Source organism: Kitasatospora sp. NPDC101155, assembly GCF_044768305.1.
In the GTDB taxonomy this organism is placed as follows: Bacteria; Actinomycetota; Actinomycetes; order Streptomycetales; family Streptomycetaceae; genus Kitasatospora.
Map to the genome: position 1 here is coordinate 255,898 of NZ_JBIWPN010000007.1, position 18,058 is coordinate 273,955.

The window sequence follows — 18,058 nt, forward strand, 5'->3', positions numbered from 1 at the left end:
TCAGGGCATGAAAGTACGGCCGCCGGACCTGGCCAGGTTCTCCGACGGCCGTGGCCCCGTCCGTCAGGGGACGAAGCACCTCGAACACTAGACCCCGCCCGGGCACCCTGCCAGCGCCGTGAGCCGTCCGGGGGATGTCCGCGTGTCGTCACGATCCGGGCCGTCCCGACCTCGCGGGCCTGACGGTCCACTAGCATCCGAGCCCGGCGCGTCGCGTGCGTACCGCTGCACGGCCCCGACTGTCGGCTCCCGAAATGCGGTGATCACCCTACTCAGGCCCCGTGCCGGTCTCGCCCTGACGCTCGCGCTCAGCGCGGCGGTGCTGTCCGCCAGCGTGCCGTCGGCCACCGCCGCCGACGGGCTGGGCGACCCGGTCTTCCCCTCGCTCGGCAACACCGGCTACCGGGCGCTCGCGTACGACCTCGCCTTCGAGTACCGGGCCGACACCCGCACGGTGGACGCCACCGCGGTGATCACCGCCCGGCCGAACCGGACGCTCGCCAGTCTGTCGCTGGACGCGCTCGGACTGAACGTGCGCGCCGTCCGGGTCGACGGGCGGCCGGCCGGGTTCACCACCCATGACGAGAAGCTGACCGTGACCCCGGCGAAGCGGCTGCACCGCGGCACCACCACGCGACTGACCGTCGAGTACACGGCCGACCCGCGCGCCAGGCTGCCGCACACCGGCTGGGTCCCGACCCCGGACGGCTTCGCGGTGGCCGGCCAGCCCGCCAGCGCGCACACCGTCTTCCCCTGCAACGACCACCCCAGCGACAAGGCCCGCTTCACCATCGCAGTGACCGCCCCGGACCAGCTGCTGGGCGTGGCCAACGGGGAGTCGACGCAGACCGAGCGGCTCGGCGACGGCCGCACCACCCGGCGGTACGTCTCCCGCGAGCCGATGGCCACCGAGCTGGTCCAGGTCTCGGTCGGCGACTACACCGTCCGCGAGCGCACCGGCCCGCACGGGCTGCCGCTGCGCGATGTCGTCCCGACCGCCCGGGCCGCCGAGCTGGCCCCGGCCCTGGACCTCACCGCCGACCAACTCATATGGGCCGAGCGGCGCTTGGGCCCGTTTCCGTTCGAGGCCTACGGCCTGATGCCGGCCAACACCGACGCCCCGGCGGCCTTCGCCTTCACCGGCCTGGAGACCCAGACCCTCACGCTCTACAAGCCGGACTTCCTGCGCCAGGGAGAGCCGGCGATCGGGCCGCACATGATGCACGAGCTGGTGCACTCCTGGTTCGGCGACAGCGTCTCCCCCGCCACCTGGGCCGACCTGTGGCTCAACGAGGGGCACGCCGACTTCTACGGCCTCGACTACCGCTACGAGCGCGGCTGGCCCGACGACTGGGGCCACACCACCCTGGTCGACCGGATGCGCCACCTGTACGGCCTCGGCGACCAGTGGCGGCACGACGCCGGACCGGTCGCCGCCCCCACCGCCGACCACCTCTTCGACAGCCAGCGCTACACCGGCGGCGCGCTGGTGCCGTTCGCGCTGCGGGAGAAGGTCGGCGCGGACACCTTCGACCGGATCGAGCGCACCTTCCTGCGCGAACACCGCTACGACACCGCGACCACCCACGACTACGTCCGCACGGCCTCCGAGGTGTCGGGGCAGGACCTCGACGGGTTCCTCACCGACTGGCTGTACGGGTCGCGCACACCGCCGATGCCGGGTCACCCGGACTGGACGGTCGGGCCGGTGTCCTCGACCCCGCCCGCCGCGACGCGGCAGGTCGGGACGGAGGTGACGAAGGAGTCGGAGGGGTCGGAGGGGTCGGGGACGCTCTGATCTCCTTTCGTACGGTCTGATGCCTTTCGCCCGCCCGGTCGCGCCGGACAGTGCGTCCGGGCGCTCCCCGCGCGCCCCTGACCGGGCGGGGCCGGGCGGGCCATGGTGGTCCCCACGGCCCGCCCGCCGCCCGGCCGAGTCCCGGCCGGCTCGCGGGCCGTCCAACGTCCCCGGCCCGCCCGCCCTCGTGCCCGCCTGCCCGCCGTGAGAAAATTTCCGCCGCTGGCAGGCAACCCGCACCGCCGCCCACCGCGTTCAGCAGCCGTGAGAACGACACCATCGAGGACGCGGCCCGACCGGCCGCCACGGCTGACAGGAACGGTACGGGAACCATGGCGGGGACGGCGGCAGGATGAGGGACGCAACACCGGACTTCGCGGAGTTCGTCGCCGCCTGCAGTCCGAAACTGTTGCGCACAGCCTGGCTGCTGACCGGCGACCCGCACCAGGCCGAGGACCTGCTGCAGACCGCGCTGGCCAAGGTCTGGCCACGCTGGGAGCGGATTGCGCCCGACCGGCCGGAGGCCTATCTGCGGAAGGTGCTGGTCAACTGCCACATCTCCTGGTGGCGGCGGCGCTGGACGGGGGAACTGCCGCACGGAGAACTGCCGGAGCCGGAGCCAGCGACCGCCGACCCGTTCGAAGGGGTTGTGCTCGGCCAGGTGGTCGCCGAGGCGGTCCGGGCGCTGCCGCCGCGCCAGCGCGCCGTGGTGGTGCTGCGCTTCTTCGAGGACCTGAGCGTGGAGGACACCGCCGAGGTGCTGCGCTGCACCACCGGCACGGTGAAGAGCCAGACGCACCGGGCGCTGGCCGCCCTGCGCGGACGGCTCCCGGCCCGGGAACTACTGCTGGACGGGGGAAGCCGTGAGCTGGTCTGAGCCGAGGCGCGACGGCGGGGAGACCGAGGAGGAGGAGCTGCGCGTCCTGCTACAGCGGGCCGTCCCCGCCCTGGCCGCGCCGGAGGACCGGATGGAGCGGGTGCTCGCGCGCGCCGACCGGAGCAGGCGACGGCGGCGGGCCACCGGGCTCGGACTCGGCCTCAGCGGCGGGCTGCTCGCCGCTGTACTGGCCGCCGCGCCGGCGATCGCCCCGGCGCCGGACCGGGGCGCCGTCGGACCGGCAGCAGAGCGCCCGGCGGGCACCTCTTCGCCCTCGTACGCGCCGACGCCGTCCGTGTCGCCCACGCAGGCCGGGAGCCTCGTGAGCTTCTCGCAGGCCGACGGTCTCACCGCGGAACTGCCGCCTGGCTGGTACGCACAGGTCTCCGCCGTGGGCGGGCCGGGGGACCACCTCGGATACCTGGCCAACCGGCAGTTCGATACGAAGGTCCCCTGCCCCCAGACGGCCGTTTTCTGTCCGCCGATCGGAGCGCTGACCTCGGACCGGGCTCTCCTCACCGTGAAGGTGGTCGGGGTGGCGGACTCGGCCGGGCCGGTCTACGGGGAGAGCACGGGCATGGTCGACATCGCGGTCGACAAGGACTGCTCCGTCCAGAACGGCAACCGGGAGCTCGTCGGCCACCGGAGCTTCGCCCTCCGGAGCACCGGCGTGCGGATCGAGCTGACGGCCTGCGTGCGGGCGCCCTCGGACCGGACGCTGCAGCAGGTGCAGCAGGTGCTCGAGTCGCTCCGGGTCGCCCCCTGACCTTCCGCCCGTCCTCCTGACCACTCGTTTGACGAAACGGATTCGCCATGTCCCTACCCCGTCACGCCCTCGTGGGGTTGACGGCGCTGCTCCTGGCGGGCTGCATGCCCTCCGGCTCCCCGTCCGGCCCGGTCCTCGATGCCCGGGCGGCGCCCTCCACCGCCCTGCCGCCTCCTCCCAGCACGCCAGCTGCCACCGCGGCGCGACCCGCACCACCCGAGCTTCCACGCCACCTGCCGGGTGTCGGACCGAAGTTGGCGGCGTCGATTCCGCCGGCGGCGCGGCAGGCGCTGGTGGTCACCGGTGACGGGCCCGCCTCCTCTCCCGGTCACGCCGTCCTCTACCGCAACGACGGTGACGGCTGGCTTACCGGGCCCACCGGGCTGCGTGGGCATGAGCGAGGACCTGATGCGCGAACTGCTGCTGACCCCCTGGATCCGGCGCTGCACCCGGTGGTGGTGATGGGGGACCGCGAGGCGCTGGGGCGCTGAGGGGGCTGCGCTGTGCGAGTCGGGTGACCCGGTGGATCCGGAACCGCCCGTAACCCTTGCGGCGCAGTGTCGTTGGACCGGCCATGAAGAAGCGCAGCATGCTCGCCGTCGCCTCGCTCGCCGTGGGTGTCGTGGCCTCCCTCACCGCGCCGAGTGCGCACGCCAGTGCCGTCGGCGGTCAGGAGGGCCTGCCCGGTTCGCTGACCAGCGCGCCGGACGCGCTGCCCGGGCAGGTCGGCGACGCGGGCGGCGTGGTCGGCCATGCCACCGGCTACGTGACCGGGCCCGCGGACGGACTGGTCCCGGTCACGCCCGCCTAGCCCGGTCGGCGACCAGGCGGGCCTGCGGGAGGGAGCCGCTCAGGACAGCGGGGCGCCGAGGTCCTGGGTCCACAGGGTGCCGGCGGGGCTGCCGGCCACGCCGATGCCGATGTCCTTGAAGCCGCAGTCGAGCATGTTGGACTGGTGGATGCCGCCGTCCATCCAGCGGGAGAAGACGGTCGCGGGCGCGGTCGGGCCCCGGTCGAGGTTCTCGCCCCACTGGGACCAGCGGTAGCCGGCGGCGGTGATCCGGGCGTCGGGACGGACACCGTCGGGGTTGACGTGGTCGAAGAAGTTTCGGGCGGCCATGTCGTCGGCGTGCTTCTGGGCGGAGCTGTGCAGCCGGGGGTCGATCCGCAGCGGGGCGCAACCCGCCTTGGCCCGTTCGGCGTTGACCAGGTCCACAAGCTGCCGTTCCGGAGTGGGTGACGGCGCGGCGGTGGTCGGCCGGGTCGTGGTCGGCGTGGGAGTCGGCGTCGGGGTCTCGGTGGTGGGTGTCGGCGTGGGCGTGGGCGTCGGGGTGGCCGACGGGGTCGCGACCAGGGTCGGCAGGGCCTCCAGGGCGGCGGCCGGGGCGGTCGGTTCGGGTGCGGTGACGCGCGGCGGCTCGGCGTGGTTCGGCCAGACCAGGGCGAGGGTGGTCACGGCCACCGCTGCGGCCGCGCCGCTCGCCAGGGCGGCCTTGCGGGCGGCGGTGCCGGCCCAACCGCCGTGGGCGCCGGAGCCGCTGGCCGTTCCGGTGCCCGCGCCTCCGCCCGTTCCGGCGCCTCCGCCGGTTCCGGCCGCGCCGCCCCCCGCGGCCGCGGTGGAGTGCACGGCGGTCGTGGCGGCGGTGGCCGCGGTGTGCTGGAAGTGCAGTAGGGCGGGCGAGTCCAGCGGGATCGGGACCAGGACGAGGCCGGCCAGCAGCCCTTCGGCGGGGAAGAGGTCGCGGCCGAGGCCGTCGCAGGCGCCGCAGCTGCGGATGTGCCGGGCGATGCGCTTGCGCCAGACCGAGTTGGGGGTGCCGTCGAAGCCGGCGGTGACCTCGGCGAGCCCCGGGCAGCGCGGGTAGGCGCCGAGGGCACGGACCACCATCCGGCCGGCCTCCAGCTGCTTCTTCATCCGCTGGACGCGGACGGCGGCGTGCTGCGGGGACAGGTCGATGGCTTCGGCGAGCTCGGCGCGGGTGAGTTCGCCGCTGGCCTCCAGCCACCACAGGGCGAGCAGTTCGCGGTCGTCCGGGTCCAGCCAGCGGGTGGCCTCGGCCACCTCGCGGCGCTGGCCGGAGAGGCCCAGGCGCAGGATGGTCAGATCGGTGAAGTCGGCTCGGGGGTCCGGAACTTCCCAGGTCTCGTCCAGACCGCCGACGGTGGGCTGCTGTTGCCCCGCCGCATGGCGACGGCGCACCTGGTTCATGGTGATGGCGACCAGCCAGGACCGGAAGGACTCCGGGTCGCGGAGCCCGTCCAGGCCGTCCAGGGCGCGGATCATGGTCTCCTGGGCGACATCGTCCACGTCGGCGTGGCCGCCGAGGGCGCGGCCGGCCACGTTGTAGACGAGCGGCAGCCAGGCGGCGACCAGCGCCTCCTGGGCCTGCCGATCGCCTGCCTGCGCCGCGAGTACCAGGGTCGTCCCGGCTCTGTTCTGCACATCAGCGTTCATGGTCCGCACTCCGTCTTGCCGTGTTTCCGTCCGCCGCTGCCTCCTCGGAGACCTGTGGGGAGTGATCAGATAACAGCAATGTGCGCGGAATCGGAAAATCGGCCCGGTCGAGGGCCGGTGCCGGAGCCTCCTCCGGCCCGGTGCCGGAGCCGCCTCGCCCGGTGGAGATGCCCGGTGACGATCAGGAGGGGGCGGCGAAGACCTGGGTCCACCACGGACCGCCGGAGCCGGTCCGCACGCCCACCCCGAGCTGCTTGAACGCGCAGTTCAGGATGTTGGCGCGGTGGCCGGGGCTGTTCATCCAGGCGTCCATCACGGCCGCCGGGTCCTTCTGGCCGCGGGCGATGTTCTCGCCCCAGGTGCTCCATTGGTAGCCGGTGGCCTCGATCCGGTGGTCGGCGTGGTAGCCCTCGGGGCTGGCGTGGTCGAAGTAGTTGCGGTCGGCCATGTCGTCGCTGTGCGACTGGGCCGCGCTGGCCAGCCGGGGTTCGGCGGCGACCGGTCCGCAACCGGCCTTGGCCCGCTCGGCGTTGACCAGGTCCACCACCTGCTGGGCGTACGAGGAGGACGGGCCGCCGCCGACCGGGGTGGGAGCCGAACTGGCCACGGCGCGCTGGGCGGCGGCCGCTGCTGCGCCACCGGCCCCGGCTCCGGCGCCGCTCGCGGCAGAGCGGGTCGCGGTCGGGCTCGGCTTGGCGGTGGCGGTGGGCTGGGCGGTCGCGGTGGCCGTCGCGGTGGGCTGGGCGGTCGGGGAGGCCGAGGCGGTCGCGCTCTGGGAGGCCGGCGCGCTCGGGGTGGCCGACGGGTCGGTGGCCCCCGCGCTGCCCGGCGTACCGCCGCCGGGCACGGGTATCGCTCCCCCGGTGCCCGGCACCTGGATGCCCTGGTGCGTCCCCAGCTCGGCGGCGATCAGCGCGTCGGCCGCGACCGCCTGCCCGGCGAGGTCCCGGTCGGTCTGCTTGCCGCCGTAGGCCGCGTACCCGGCGCCGGCCAGCGCCGCGACCAGCCCCGTCCCGGCCACGGCGGCGACGACCGCGGTGACCGGCAGCAGCCCGCTGCGCCTTCGCGCCCGGCGGCCACGACCGCCCAGCCGCTGGGCTGCCCGCCGCGCGGCCCGCCCGCCGGGGCGACCGTGGGAGCCGCCGGGGCCGCCGCTCGCCGGGATGATGGTCGTCCTGTCGTCGCTGTTCACGTGGCCACTGCTTTCTGTCCAGGTCGGCGGGTTCGGGTGCCGACACCTGGGAGACCCCCCGGCGGTGCGCCGATAACAGAAAGTCCGAACGAATGTCCGTCAGCCTGGTGACAACCTCAGCGGGTCGGGCCCTCCGGGACCATGTCGTAGGTGACGAACATGGTCCGAACGGCCACCTGGTCGTACTTGCTGCGCGCCCGGTGGTTGTCGTCCGAGGTGATCCAGCGCACGGTGCTCCAGCCGCGCTCGGCGGCGATCTCCCGCAGCCGGGCCAGCAGCAGGTCCACCGCGCCGCCGCCCCGCACCTCGGGGGCGACGAACAGGTCGTCCAGGAACCCGCCGACCGCGCCGTGCAGCGGCCGGGAGAAGGGCCGGAAGTGCGCGAGCCCGACCGGCGTCCCGTCCGCGTCCCGGACCAGCAGGCCCTCCAACTCGTGCGCCGGGTCGATCAGCCAGGACCACACCAGCTCGGTCTTCTCCTCCGGCATCGGCATCCGGTAGAACTCGCAGTAGCCACGGAAGAGTTCACGCCAGGCCGGATAGTCGCCGGCCTCCGGCACGCCGACGGTCCAACGGTTCACGGCGGTGGTGCTCAACTCGGTCTCCCTCGATCGGGTGGACGGTGGAGAGCCAGCATGACGACCCGCCGGCCCGGCCGCCGATCTCCACCGCGGCCAACACCCGGTGCCCCGCACGCCACTTCGGCTGCTTCCCCGATGCCGGCGGACCACCCGGAAGAGTGACGCGCCTTCCCCGGTCCGGGCCCGTCGCCTACGGTGGGTCACCCCGAGGGCGACGACCGGAGGTTCCCCGTGGCGGATGAGCCGACCCCGCAGTACCGGAGCTACGCGTGGGAGGACGGGGAGGGCGGCCGCTACGTGGTCCTCTACCCGGGCACCGCGGAAGCCGACGAGGAGCGCAAGGCCCGCTTCCGCGCGATGGGCGCGCGGGAGGCGGAACTCCTCCGGGCAGAGGAGGCCGCGGAGGCGGCGAAGGCGGAGGTGGGAGTGGAGTGGGGGCGCCCGAGGCCCGCCCTGCGGCTGGTGCGCGGAGAGGGCTCCTGATCCGGTTCGGTGGCCTCAGGCGACCTCAGGCGCCCGTCGGCGGCTGCGAGGAGCGGTCCTTCGCCGACTGGTCCGCCCGGACCGGGCACCACCGCACGAGGTCCTCGCCCGGATCGCCGACCACCCCGACGACGACCTCGGCGTACCCGCCCTCGCCGCCTGCGCCATGATGAGCGGGCTTCTCCCCGCACACCCTCTGAAAGGCACGCCCGTGCGCATCGTCATTCCGCTCTTCGACGGGTTCACCGCACTCGACGTGGTCGGCCCCTACGAGATCCTCCGGATGCTGCCGGACGCCGACGTCGTCTTCGCCGCCGCCGCGCCGGGCACGTACGCGGACGGCGAGGGGCGGCTCGGCCTGGTCGCGACGGAGTCCCTCCAGGACGTCATGTCAGCCGACATCCTGGTGGTGCCCGGCGGTCCGGGCACCCGTCGCCTCCTGGCCGACCAGCCGCTCCTCGACTGGATCCAGCGCGTCCACGCCACGACCCGGTGGACCACATCGGTCTGCACCGGCGCCCTGCTGCTCGCGGCAGCCGGCCTGCTCGACGGCCTGGAGGCCACCACCCACTGGGGAGCCGTCGACCTCCTGGAGTCGTACGGCGCCAAGTACACGGAGCATCGCGTCGTGGAACAGCCCGGCGGCATCATCACCGCCGCCGGCGTCTCCTCCGGCATCGACATGGCCCTTCGCCTGGCCGAACTCGCCGCAGGCCGGGTCGCTGCCGAGGCCTTCCAGCTCGCCATCGAGTACGACCCCCAGCCGCCCTTCGACGCCGGCTCCTACCGGAAGGCGCCCCAGGAGGCGAAGGACTACCTCGCGGCCCGGCGACGCTGACGAGCCGCGGATGCCGGGGATCCGACCAGCCCCGGGCCGTCCGGGGCAGGGACGGACGGCAGGCCGCCGAGGCCGGCACCGTCGCCACCGAGGGGCTGTGACAGAGACCGTTTGGCGGAGTAACGTCAAATTCAAACCTGCCGTTCGGCAAGGAAGCCGCGACAGGGGGCGAATCGGCCGTTCTCGGCAATCCGGCCACCGCACCCTCCGTGCGCGGAGCAGTGGCGGCTAGGTTGGCAATGACAACGAGAGGCGGCCGTCGGACAGCCGGCGGCGCACTGGCGAGAGGTGCCCGACCATGCAGGTGAGCGTCGACCGGAACCGCTGCTGCAGCTCCGGGATGTGTGTCATGAACGTCCCCGAGGTGTTCGACCAGGACGACGACGACAGCCTGGTGAAACTCCGTCAGACCACCCTCCGGCCCGACCAGTTCGCCGACGTCAGACTGGCCGCCGAGCTCTGCCCGGGCGGTGCGATCACCGTCGTCGAGGACGAGCCGGAGTCGAGTTCGGAGCCGGAGTCCGAATCGACGGCCGGATAGGCCATTCCCCGTTCCGGGGAACCGATGTGACGATCCGCCATCGAGCCGAGCCCCACCCGAGGACACCGCGACGCAAGGAGACCCCACCTTGACCAGCACGCCCACCACCCAGGCCGTCCCCGTCCCAGCCCCCCACTCCAGCGGCTGCCCGTTCGGCCCGCCGCCCGCGTACACCGATGCCGCCGCCAGAGGCCGGATCGTCCGCGCCGACCTGCCCGGCGGCGAGCTCTGCTGGCTGGCCACCGGCTACGCCGAGGTCCGCACCGTCCTGTCCGACCACCGGTTCAGCGCGGACGTGCGCCACCCGTCCTTCCCGCTGCTGGCCCCCGGCCGCCGGGAGATGCTCGCCGCCAACCCGAGCTTCCTGCGGCTCGACGACCCCGAGCACGCCCGGCTGCGCCGCATGGTCACCGGGGACTTCCTGGTCAAGCGGGTGGAGGCGCTGCGCCCGGGCATCCAGCAGATCGTGGACGAGACGCTGGACGCCATGACGGAGGGCCGGACGGAGGCCGACCTGGTCACCGAGTTCGCGCTGCCGGTGCCCTCGCTGGTGATCTGCCTGCTGCTCGGCGTGCCCTACGACGACCGCGACCACTTCCAGGGCCTGAGCCGGACCCTGCTGAGCAACACGAGCTCCCTGGAACAGCTCACCGCGGCCCAGGCCGAGATCCTGGACTACCTCCGCGGCCTGGCGACCCGGAAGCGCGAGCGGCCGGAGGACGACATCCTCAGCCGTCTCGCCGCACGGGACGACCTGACCGTGGACGCCGTCGCCAGCACCGGGTCGCTGCTGCTGGTCGCCGGGCACGAGACGACGGCGAACATGATCTCCCTCTCGACTGCCCTGCTGCTGGAGCGGCCCGAGCAGATCGCCAGGCTGGCCGACCCGGCCGCCCTGCCCGGCGCGGTGGAGGAGCTGCTGCGCCTGCTGACCATCGTGCACACCGGGCTTCCCCGGGTGGCGCTGGAGGACGTGGAGCTGGGCGGCGAGACGATCAGGGCCGGGGAGGGCGTGATCGCGATGCTCTCCACCGCCAACCGGGACGAGGCGATGTTCGGCGGTGCCGAGCAGCGGGCGACGGACGAGCTGGACCTGGACCGGGACGCCCGGCGGCACATGGCCTTCGGCTTCGGTGTGCATCAGTGCCTCGGCCAGCCACTGGCCCGCGCCGAGCTCCAGATCGCGCTGGAGACCCTGTTCCGCCGGCTGCCCGGGCTGCGGCTGGCCGTCGAACCGAGCGAGCGGAAGTTCCGCACGGAGTCGTTCATCTACGGGATGCGCTCGCTCCCGGTGGCCTGGTGACCGCACTCCGTTGCGGTCCGGGAGGTCGTCGGGGTCCGGGCAGCCCGGGCAGCCGGAAGGCCCGCCGGGTCACCCGGCTGGCCCCCGTGCCGGGGCGGAGGCAGGCTTGAAGGGCGAAAGACAGTTCGGCCCTGCCGCGCCTGAGATCCGGCGCGCGGACCGGCCGAGGAGACGGAGCCCGCGATGACGGACATGAGCGAACGCTCCGAGGTGAGCAGCGACCGCGAGGAGGACGTCCGCGCCGCCGATCCCGAGGAGGGCATCACCTCGATGCAGAACCTGCACGCACAGGACACCTCACAGGCGGAGGGCGACCCCATGCTGGACGAACCCGGCTCCACCAGCTGACCGTCCGCCACACCGATTCGACCGCCCGGCGGGACCGGGCGGTCTCTGCGACCGCAGGTGTCACTGCCCGGGCGGCGGTTCACCGGCGGGGGAGGATAGGCGCATGACCGAACACGATCAAACCCGTCGGCAGCCTCAGCCGCCCGTGGATCCGCGCACCGCATGGGCGACCTGGACCACTCAGTCGATCATCAGCGGCCCCGGCGGGGTCTCCACCGCCGAGGTCGGTCCGATCTCCGGCGACCTCACCGTGCACACCACATGGGTGGACGGCGAGGCGCGGCTGACCGTGCAGTACACCGGCGCGCTGGACTGGTACACGGTCACCGGCAGCCCGGTGCCCGCGGCGGACGAGACCACCGCGCGGGCGATCCACCAGGCGATGGTGAACGGCGTCAAGGCGGGGCGCGGAGCGGTGGCCCCGCCGTCACCCACGGGCTAGCGCGTCCGCAAGGGGGGCTCGCCGACGGGTGCCCCGGCCCTCGACCGTCGGCCCGGCCGCGGCAACGGCAGCCGCGGTCGGGTCCTGGCGCGCGGGGTGCGGACGATTCCGGTGCGCCCTACCCGGTGATCTCCACCCCGCGCCAGAACGCCACCCGGCCGCGCACGTGTTCGGCCTCCGGCTTCGGGTCGGCGTAGAACCAGGCGGCGTCCGGGTTCGTCAGCCCGGCCACCTCCAGGGTGTAGTAACCGGCGGTGCCCTTCCACCCGCACACCGTGGTGGTCCCGGAGGGCCGCAGGAACTCGGCCCGGACCGACTCGGCCGGAAAGTAGTGGTTGCCCTCGACGACGACGGTGTCATCGCTCTCGGCGACGACGACTCCCTGCCAACTCGCTGTGGTCATACCGGCGATTGTGCCCCACGGCCGATCGTCCGCCGGGCGGTCCGGGGAAACCGGGACGCACGCGACGGACGCAGGCCCTACGGCAGCGGATGCGCGTGGACCGGCAGGTGCGGACTCTGGTGGCCGCCGCTGGCGATCATCCGGACCTCGCCCGCGTCGCTGATCTCGGCACGGACGATCCCGGTGGTGTCCTCGTACACGGGGTGGCCGCCCGGGCCCTTCGCGTCGGTCCGGGTGACCACGACCACGTCCTGCGGGGCCTGGGTGCCGGGGGTGCCGGGGAAGGTCAGGGCGTAACGACTGGCGGGGTTCATCTCCGGCTCCTGCTCCCTGTCGGTGACCCGTCCGCGTCAGACGGTGGCCTCGGCGGCCCGGGCGTGCGAGCCGCGGACCTCCAGCTCGGCGAGCAGCCGGGCGGTGGCCTCGGCCACCGCGTCCACGGCCCGGTCGAAGGCCTCGCGGTTGTGCGCCGCCGGGGCGCGGAAGCCGGACACCTTGCGGACGTACTGCAGCGCGGCGGCGCGGAAGTCGTCGTCGGCGGCGTCGGGCGTCACGGGCGGTCGCAGCGTCTTGATGTTGCGGCACATGCCCCCAGTCTCGCGCGCGGGCGCCGTGTCGGCGACCCCCTTTCGTCACATCCGCCTCACAGGGGCGTCATCCGGGCGGATTAGGATGCCGGACGAACGAATCGCCCGCCGCGCCCGTACCCGGCGCGGGCATCACTCCGGAGTCACCCCCTTGCCTCTCGCGCTGTTCGCGCTGGCCGTCACCGCTTTCGCCATCGGCACCACCGAATTCGCCGCCATGGGGCTGCTCCCCCAGGTCGCCGACAGTCTGCACGTCTCCATCCCGCAGGCGGGCTGGCTGATCTCGGCCTACGCGCTGGGGGTGGTGATCGGCGCGCCGCTGCTCACCGCACTGGCCGCCGGAAAGCCCCGCAAGGCGGTGCTGGTCGCGCTGGCCGCGCTGTTCGCGACCGGCAACCTGCTGTGCGCGGTGGCGCCGGACTTCTGGACGCTGGCCGCCGCCCGGCTGATCACCGGGCTCCCGCACGGCGCCTTCTTCGGGGCCGGGGCGGTGGCCGCCGCCGAACTGGTGGCGCCGGACCGGCGGGCCCGGGCGGTGGCGGTGATGTTCTCCGGACTGACCGTCGCCAACATCGTCGGCGTCCCGGCCGCCACCCTGCTCGGCCAGCACCTGGGCTGGCGGACGACCATGCTGGTGGTGGTGCTGATCGCCGCCGCCGGGACGTTCGCCATCGCCCGGCTGGTGCCGGCCCTCCCCTCCCCCGGGCAGGTCGGGCTCCGGCACGAGCTGCGGGCCTTCCGCAGCGGGCAGCTCTGGCTGGCGCTGGCCACCGTGGTGTTCGGCTGCGGCGGCATGTTCGCCTGCTACAGCTACATTGCGCCGCTGCTCACCGAGGTCTCCGGGTACGCGACCGGCTCGGTGACCCTGGTGCTGGCGCTGTTCGGGACCGGCATGACCATCGGCAACGTGCTCGGTGGGTTCGCCGCGGACCGGGCGCTGCGCCCCACCGTCTGCGCGGCCTTCGTGCTGCTCTCGGCGACGCTCGCGCTGTTCGCGGTGACCGCGCAGGCCCGCTGGTCGGCGGCGGTCACGGTGGTGCTGATCGGGCTGTTCGGCTTCGCGATCGTCCCGGCGGTGCAGACCCTGGTGCTGCAGAAGGCGCGCAGCGCGCCCACGCTGGCCTCGGCGACGGTGCAGGGCGCCTTCAACCTGGCCAACGCTCAAGGGGCGTACTTCGGCGGGCTGGCGCTGGACGCCGGGTTCGGCTGGACCTCGCCGACCCTGGTGGGCTCGGGCCTGGCCGCCTCCGGCGCCCTGGTCGCGCTGCTCGCCTGGGCGGCGGACCGGCGCCGGCCGGTGTCCCCGGTGTCCGAGCCTGCCGCCGCCGTCATGACGACCGTCTAGATCCGTCTAGATCTCCCGGTGGGCGTCGGCCAGCAGCAGGTAGCCCTCGCCGTTGAGCTTGATGCCCGCCCGCTCCTCCTCGGTCAGCTCCCGGCGGACCTTGGCGGGGACGCCCGCGACCAGCGAACCGGGCAGGACGGTCATGCCCTGGGGCACCACCGCGCCTGCGGCGACCAGCGAACCGGCGCCGATCCGGGCGCCGTTGAGCACGGTGGCGTTCATCCCGACCAGGGACTCGTCCTCGACCGTGCAGCCGTGCAGCACCGCGTTGTGGCCGACCGAGATCCGCTCGCCGACCACCAGCGGAAAGCCGGGGTCGGCGTGCAGGGTGCAGTTGTCCTGGATGTTGCTGCCCGCGCCGACGGTGATCGACTCGGCGTCGCCGCGCAGCACCGCCCCGTACCAGATGCTCGCGCCCGGGCCCACCGTCACGTCCCCCACCACGACGGCGTTGGGTGCGAGGAAGGCGCTCGGGTCGACGGCGGGCACCTTGCCCCCGACTGCGGCGATCATCGGCTCTGCCATGTCTCGTCCTCCTGACGACGGTCGGCGGTACTGTCGCCGGTCAGCGTAGGGGGCCGGTCAGGGCGTGATGCGGGCGAGGTCGGGTACGGACCCGGCGGCGAGTGCCGGGGCCTGGGCGCCGCACAGGGCGGTGACGGTGAGCCGGTTCCAGGCGGCGTTGGCGGCGTTCGCGTCCGCGACGTCGTAGACCGTGACGGCGGAGGCGAACTGCCGCTTGCCGTCCGCCGAGCCGAGCATCAGGGTGTTGTAGCCGGGGATGCCGCCGGCGTGGCCCCAGTAGGTGCCGCACGGGGTGTCCAGGCGCTGGAGGCCCAGGCCGTAGCCGACGCCCCCGCCGGAGGTGCCGGTCTGCTGCATCGCGGCGAGTTCGGTCGGGCGCAGCAGTCGGCCGCCGAGCAGGGCGCCGATGAAGGTGGTCAGGTCGGCGGTGGTGGAGATGCCGCTCCCGGCGGGGCCGGCCATCGAGGGGTCGAGCAGGGTGATGTCCACCGGGCCGGTGTCGGTCTTGAGGTAGCCGTGGGCGTGCGAGCCCGGGATGAAGGGCGAGTGGCCGGGCATCGAGGTGCCGGTGAGGTGCAGCGGGCGGATGATCCGGCGGGTGACCTCCTCCTGCCAGCTGCGGCCGGTGAGCTTCTCGATGATCATCCCGATCAGCACGTAGTTGGTGTTGGAGTAGCGCCAGTCCTGGCCCGGCGGGAAGGCGGGCGGGTACTTGTTGGCGATGTCCACCAGGTCCTGGAGGGAGTACGGCTTGAAGCGGCGGGCGGTCAGCCAGCCCTGGTCGTCGAACTCGAAGGCCGGGTCCTGGGTGTAGTTCGCGACGCCGCTGGTGTGGTTGAGCAGCTGGCGGACGGTGATCTGGGTGCTGTTCGGGACGATGCCGGGCAGCAGGCACTCCAGCCGGTCGTCCAGGTCCAGCCGCCGCTCGCCGACGAGTTGGAGCAGGGTGGCGGCGACGAAGGTCTTGGTGGTGCTGCCGATCCGGAACCGGCCCTCGGGGTCTGCGGGCAGGCCGGTGGCGAGGTCGGCGACGCCGGTGGAGTTGCGCCAGACCAGTCGGCCGTTCTCACGGACGGCGGCGAGGGCGGAGGTGCTGTAGCCGGGGCGGGTGAGGCCGGCCAGGGCGGCGTCGGCGGCGGCCCAGTCGGCCCGGCCGTCGGCGGAGTCCGTCCGGTCGGTGCGGTCGGCGGCGGTGAGGTGGACGGCGCCGTGGCAGCCGGAGGCCAGGGAGCGATCGGCGGGTTGGCCGACGGCGGCCGGGGCGAGGGTGGCGAGCAGGCCCGCGCCCGCGGCGGTCACGACGGCGGCGCGCAGGAACGGCCTGCGGCGCCGGACGGTGCGGTCGGTGGCGGTCATGCCGTCCTCCCGGGGACGGGCCGGACGGTGCGGCAACTCCGACCGTTTCCATGGTTGTCCGACACCATGGCAGTTCGGTGGCGGCGCGTCCTCGGCCTGGCGGAGGGGGGACCCGGACCGCTCCTGGGGCCGTACCCCGAGACGTCTCGGGGTACGGGCACCTTGACACGGGCCGGGCGACCGGGTCGGTACGGGTCAGGCGACCGGCGCCTTGTCGCGCAGGATCTCGATGAAGGCCCGCAGCCAGGCCGGGTGGTCGGGCCAGGCGCGGGCCGAGACGACCACGCCGTCCACCACGGCCTCGCCCTCGACGAACTCGGCGCCCGCCGCCTTGATGTCGGGGGCCAGCGCCGGGTAGGCGGAGGTGCGGCGGCCGTCGAGGACCCCGGCGGCCGCGGTGATCAGCGGGCCGTGGCAGATCTGGGCGACCGGTTTGTCCCCGGCGAAGAAGTGCCGGGCGATCCGCTGCACATCCGGGTCGTTGCGCAGGTACTCGGGGGCGCGGCCGCCGGGGATGACCAGGGCGACGTAGTCGGCCGGGTCGACGTCGGCGAGGGCGATGTCGGCGGGCCAGGTGTAGCCGGGCTTCTCGGTGTAGGTGTCGTAGCCGTCCACGAAGTCGTGCACCACGAACTGCAGGCGCTTCTTGGTCGGGGCCGCGATGTCGACCCGGTAGCCCTCCTCGCGCAACCGCTGGTACGGGTAGAACACCTCCAGCGACTCGGCGGCGTCCCCGGTGACCAGCAGGATCTTCGATGCCATCGCCGACATCCCTCCACGTGATCGATCGTCAGAGCTGGTGCGGGCCCGGCGCGGTGGCCGCCGCACCGGGCCCGGTCCAACCTCCCGCACCGGCCGCACCGTTGGCAACAGGGCGCACCGGGCGCACCGCGGCGCGCGGTTGGTCTCGCGCGCCGGTCGCGAGCCGTGCGCGCCGGGCCCCTGACCGGCAGCAGTGCCCGGCTGCCGCACCGGCCCTGCCGGGTCCTAGACTCCTGCTGCCCGTCACCGATCCGTTCACCTCCTGGGGGAGCCCATGCCCGACCGCGCCACCTACCTCGTCCTCCCCGGCTACCAGAACTCGGGCCCCGAGCACTGGCAGACCCACTGGGAGGCGGCCGAGCCGGCGGCCTTCCGCCGGGTCGAGCAGGCGGACTGGGACCACCCGGAGCAGCGGGACTGGGTGGCCCGGGTGGACGCGGCGGTGGCCGCGGCCGCCGCCGAGGGACCGGTGGTGCTGGTCGCGCACAGCCTGGGCTGCGTCACGGCGGCCCGCTGGGTGGCCGGGGCCTCCGCCGAGCTGACCGCCGCCGTCCGGGGCGCGCTGCTGGTCGCCCCTGCGGACATCGACACCGCCGAGGTCCCGGAGCTGGTCGGCTTCCGCCCGGTGGCGCTGGAGCCGTTCCCGTTCCCGACCGTGGTGGTCTCCTCCACCGACGACCCCTGGGTGAGCCCGGAGCGGGCCCGGGAGTTCGCCGAGGCGTGGCGTGCCCGGTACGTCGAACCGGGCGCGTACGGACACATCAACTCGGCCTCCGGGCTGGGTGACTGGCCGGAGGGCCGAAAGCTGCTCGCGGAGCTGTGAGCACATGACCGGGGGGGACGATGGACAACCGATTGAGCAACCGGACACCGAGGGCCAGGCGCGCCCTGGTCCGCATGCTGGCGGCCTGCGGGGTGGCCGCCGTCCTGCTGTACACGGAGGGCCAGTGGGAGAGCCGCTCGGGCGGGCTGATGCTGGTCGCCGACCGGCTCAACCAGCCGGAGCTGCTGCTCGGCGCGGCGCTGGCCGCGCTGATGGCGGCCGCCTGGCTGGGCGACCGGCGCACGGCCGTCCGGACGGCCACCCGCGCGGTCACGGTGACCGCCGCGGTGGTGTTCGTGCTCGGAGTGGTGGCCGCGCACAAGTCGTCGGCGGCCGAGACCCGCAGCCGGGAGGACGCCCCGGCCGGGGCGGAGCGGGCCCTGGTGGTGGTGCACCGCTCGTACGGCTCCGGGCCGCAGACCGGTGACCACTGGCAGGTGCTGCTGGAGAGCGGCGACGGCTGGTCGGCCCGGCGCTGGCTGCTCGCGGACGTCGGCGGCGGCCCGGACGACGCCCGGCTGGTGGACGCGAGCTGGACCGGGCGGGCGCAGGTGACCGTGGTGACCGACTCCTACCGACGGGTGTTCAACCTCGACCAGGACAGCGGCGAGCCGGTCGAGGCGCGTTGATCGG

The 18,058-nt window shown here is 74.0% G+C and carries 24 protein-coding genes; 14 read left to right on the plus strand and 10 right to left on the minus strand.

The window, feature by feature from the left end:
- Nucleotides 1–259: 259 nt before the first annotated feature.
- The 5 genes from ACIRYZ_RS13580 to ACIRYZ_RS13600 all read left to right on the plus strand — a co-directional run bounded on the left by ACIRYZ_RS13580 (nucleotide 260) and on the right by ACIRYZ_RS13600 (nucleotide 4,252).
- Nucleotides 260–1,798, plus strand: a complete 1,539-nt coding sequence (locus ACIRYZ_RS13580) for a M1 family metallopeptidase (protein ID WP_402943153.1) — start codon at nucleotides 260–262, stop codon at nucleotides 1,796–1,798.
- Nucleotides 1,799–2,150: 352 nt separating this feature from the next.
- Nucleotides 2,151–2,675 carry a SigE family RNA polymerase sigma factor gene (locus tag ACIRYZ_RS13585; protein ID WP_402943155.1) on the plus strand — a complete coding sequence of 175 codons (525 nt, stop codon included), beginning with the start codon at nucleotides 2,151–2,153 and terminating at the stop codon, nucleotides 2,673–2,675.
- Nucleotides 2,662–3,441: a hypothetical protein gene (locus ACIRYZ_RS13590; protein WP_402943158.1), complete on the plus strand. Its 780-nt coding sequence runs from the start codon at nucleotides 2,662–2,664 to the stop codon at nucleotides 3,439–3,441. Before ACIRYZ_RS13585 ends, ACIRYZ_RS13590 begins: the two co-directional genes overlap by 14 nt.
- Before the next feature lie 47 nt (nucleotides 3,442–3,488).
- Nucleotides 3,489–3,932 carry a hypothetical protein gene (locus ACIRYZ_RS13595; RefSeq protein WP_402943160.1) on the plus strand — a complete coding sequence of 148 codons (444 nt, stop codon included), beginning with the start codon at nucleotides 3,489–3,491 and terminating at the stop codon, nucleotides 3,930–3,932.
- An 83-nt stretch (nucleotides 3,933–4,015) separates the two neighbouring features.
- Entirely contained in the window at nucleotides 4,016–4,252 is a 237-nt protein-coding gene (locus ACIRYZ_RS13600) for a hypothetical protein (RefSeq protein ID WP_402943163.1), read from the plus strand.
- Nucleotides 4,253–4,291: 39 nt separating this feature from the next.
- On the opposite strand, the gene ACIRYZ_RS13605 is transcribed toward ACIRYZ_RS13600, so the two are convergent.
- The 3 genes from ACIRYZ_RS13605 to ACIRYZ_RS13615 form a co-directional block, all read right to left on the minus strand.
- Nucleotides 4,292–5,896, minus strand: a complete 1,605-nt coding sequence (locus ACIRYZ_RS13605; RefSeq protein WP_402943165.1) for a sigma-70 family RNA polymerase sigma factor — start codon at nucleotides 5,894–5,896, stop codon at nucleotides 4,292–4,294.
- Between the two features lie 181 nt (nucleotides 5,897–6,077).
- The gene (locus tag ACIRYZ_RS13610; protein ID WP_402943168.1) at nucleotides 6,078–7,088 is read right to left on the minus strand and encodes a CAP domain-containing protein; all 1,011 of its coding nucleotides are present in this window, start codon (nucleotides 7,086–7,088) and stop codon (nucleotides 6,078–6,080) included.
- A 116-nt stretch (nucleotides 7,089–7,204) separates the two neighbouring features.
- Nucleotides 7,205–7,684: a GNAT family N-acetyltransferase gene (locus ACIRYZ_RS13615; protein ID WP_402943171.1), complete on the minus strand. Its 480-nt coding sequence runs from the start codon at nucleotides 7,682–7,684 to the stop codon at nucleotides 7,205–7,207.
- Nucleotides 7,685–7,900: 216 nt separating this feature from the next.
- Between ACIRYZ_RS13615 and ACIRYZ_RS13620 the strand changes: the two genes are divergently transcribed.
- Nucleotides 7,901–8,152, plus strand: a complete 252-nt coding sequence (locus tag ACIRYZ_RS13620) for a hypothetical protein (protein WP_393029920.1) — start codon at nucleotides 7,901–7,903, stop codon at nucleotides 8,150–8,152.
- A gap of 25 nt (nucleotides 8,153–8,177) precedes the next feature.
- On the opposite strand, the gene ACIRYZ_RS13625 is transcribed toward ACIRYZ_RS13620, so the two are convergent.
- On the minus strand, nucleotides 8,178–8,345 hold the full coding sequence (locus tag ACIRYZ_RS13625) for a hypothetical protein (RefSeq protein ID WP_402943174.1): 168 nt from the start codon (nucleotides 8,343–8,345) through the stop codon (nucleotides 8,178–8,180).
- 18 nt (nucleotides 8,346–8,363) lie between these two features.
- On the opposite strand from ACIRYZ_RS13625, the gene ACIRYZ_RS13630 reads away from it, so the two are divergent.
- The 5 genes from ACIRYZ_RS13630 to ACIRYZ_RS13650 all read left to right on the plus strand — a co-directional run bounded on the left by ACIRYZ_RS13630 (nucleotide 8,364) and on the right by ACIRYZ_RS13650 (nucleotide 11,624).
- Nucleotides 8,364–8,990: a DJ-1/PfpI family protein gene (locus ACIRYZ_RS13630; protein WP_402943177.1), complete on the plus strand. Its 627-nt coding sequence runs from the start codon at nucleotides 8,364–8,366 to the stop codon at nucleotides 8,988–8,990.
- A 298-nt stretch (nucleotides 8,991–9,288) separates the two neighbouring features.
- On the plus strand, nucleotides 9,289–9,531 hold the full coding sequence (locus tag ACIRYZ_RS13635; protein WP_402943180.1) for a ferredoxin: 243 nt from the start codon (nucleotides 9,289–9,291) through the stop codon (nucleotides 9,529–9,531).
- An 88-nt stretch (nucleotides 9,532–9,619) separates the two neighbouring features.
- Nucleotides 9,620–10,834 carry a cytochrome P450 gene (locus ACIRYZ_RS13640; RefSeq protein ID WP_402943183.1) on the plus strand — a complete coding sequence of 405 codons (1,215 nt, stop codon included), beginning with the start codon at nucleotides 9,620–9,622 and terminating at the stop codon, nucleotides 10,832–10,834.
- A gap of 183 nt (nucleotides 10,835–11,017) precedes the next feature.
- On the plus strand, nucleotides 11,018–11,182 hold the full coding sequence (locus tag ACIRYZ_RS13645; RefSeq protein ID WP_387616524.1) for a hypothetical protein: 165 nt from the start codon (nucleotides 11,018–11,020) through the stop codon (nucleotides 11,180–11,182).
- 103 nt (nucleotides 11,183–11,285) lie between these two features.
- Nucleotides 11,286–11,624: a hypothetical protein gene (locus tag ACIRYZ_RS13650; protein WP_402943185.1), complete on the plus strand. Its 339-nt coding sequence runs from the start codon at nucleotides 11,286–11,288 to the stop codon at nucleotides 11,622–11,624.
- 118 nt (nucleotides 11,625–11,742) lie between these two features.
- Here ACIRYZ_RS13650 and ACIRYZ_RS13655 read toward each other — a convergent pair whose 3' ends face one another.
- From ACIRYZ_RS13655 to ACIRYZ_RS13665, 3 genes are all read right to left on the minus strand, one after another.
- Complete coding sequence (locus tag ACIRYZ_RS13655) at nucleotides 11,743–12,027, minus strand: DUF427 domain-containing protein (protein WP_402943188.1); 285 nt, start codon at nucleotides 12,025–12,027, stop codon at nucleotides 11,743–11,745.
- Between the two features lie 77 nt (nucleotides 12,028–12,104).
- Nucleotides 12,105–12,341, minus strand: coding sequence for a DUF6296 family protein (locus ACIRYZ_RS13660; RefSeq protein ID WP_402943191.1), 237 nt, complete (start codon nucleotides 12,339–12,341; stop codon nucleotides 12,105–12,107).
- A 36-nt stretch (nucleotides 12,342–12,377) separates the two neighbouring features.
- Nucleotides 12,378–12,614, minus strand: coding sequence for a DUF2277 domain-containing protein (locus tag ACIRYZ_RS13665; protein ID WP_402943194.1), 237 nt, complete (start codon nucleotides 12,612–12,614; stop codon nucleotides 12,378–12,380).
- Nucleotides 12,615–12,765: 151 nt separating this feature from the next.
- Between ACIRYZ_RS13665 and ACIRYZ_RS13670 the strand changes: the two genes are divergently transcribed.
- Nucleotides 12,766–13,959 (plus strand): MFS transporter, encoded by a 1,194-nt coding sequence (locus ACIRYZ_RS13670; RefSeq protein WP_402943197.1) that lies wholly within the window; start codon nucleotides 12,766–12,768, stop codon nucleotides 13,957–13,959.
- A 6-nt stretch (nucleotides 13,960–13,965) separates the two neighbouring features.
- Here ACIRYZ_RS13670 and ACIRYZ_RS13675 read toward each other — a convergent pair whose 3' ends face one another.
- The 3 genes from ACIRYZ_RS13675 to ACIRYZ_RS13685 form a co-directional block, all read right to left on the minus strand.
- A complete protein-coding gene (locus tag ACIRYZ_RS13675; protein WP_402943200.1) occupies nucleotides 13,966–14,484 on the minus strand; it encodes a gamma carbonic anhydrase family protein in 519 nt (172 codons plus the stop codon).
- A 57-nt stretch (nucleotides 14,485–14,541) separates the two neighbouring features.
- Nucleotides 14,542–15,840 carry a serine hydrolase domain-containing protein gene (locus ACIRYZ_RS13680; protein WP_402943202.1) on the minus strand — a complete coding sequence of 433 codons (1,299 nt, stop codon included), beginning with the start codon at nucleotides 15,838–15,840 and terminating at the stop codon, nucleotides 14,542–14,544.
- A gap of 195 nt (nucleotides 15,841–16,035) precedes the next feature.
- Nucleotides 16,036–16,602 (minus strand): DJ-1/PfpI family protein, encoded by a 567-nt coding sequence (locus tag ACIRYZ_RS13685; RefSeq protein WP_402943205.1) that lies wholly within the window; start codon nucleotides 16,600–16,602, stop codon nucleotides 16,036–16,038.
- 274 nt (nucleotides 16,603–16,876) lie between these two features.
- Here ACIRYZ_RS13685 and ACIRYZ_RS13690 point away from each other — a divergent pair, with 274 nt between their 5' ends.
- Complete coding sequence (locus ACIRYZ_RS13690) at nucleotides 16,877–17,425, plus strand: RBBP9/YdeN family alpha/beta hydrolase (RefSeq protein ID WP_402943208.1); 549 nt, start codon at nucleotides 16,877–16,879, stop codon at nucleotides 17,423–17,425.
- Between the two features lie 32 nt (nucleotides 17,426–17,457).
- Nucleotides 17,458–18,054: a hypothetical protein gene (locus ACIRYZ_RS13695; RefSeq protein WP_402943211.1), complete on the plus strand. Its 597-nt coding sequence runs from the start codon at nucleotides 17,458–17,460 to the stop codon at nucleotides 18,052–18,054.
- Nucleotides 18,055–18,058: the final 4 nt, after the last annotated feature.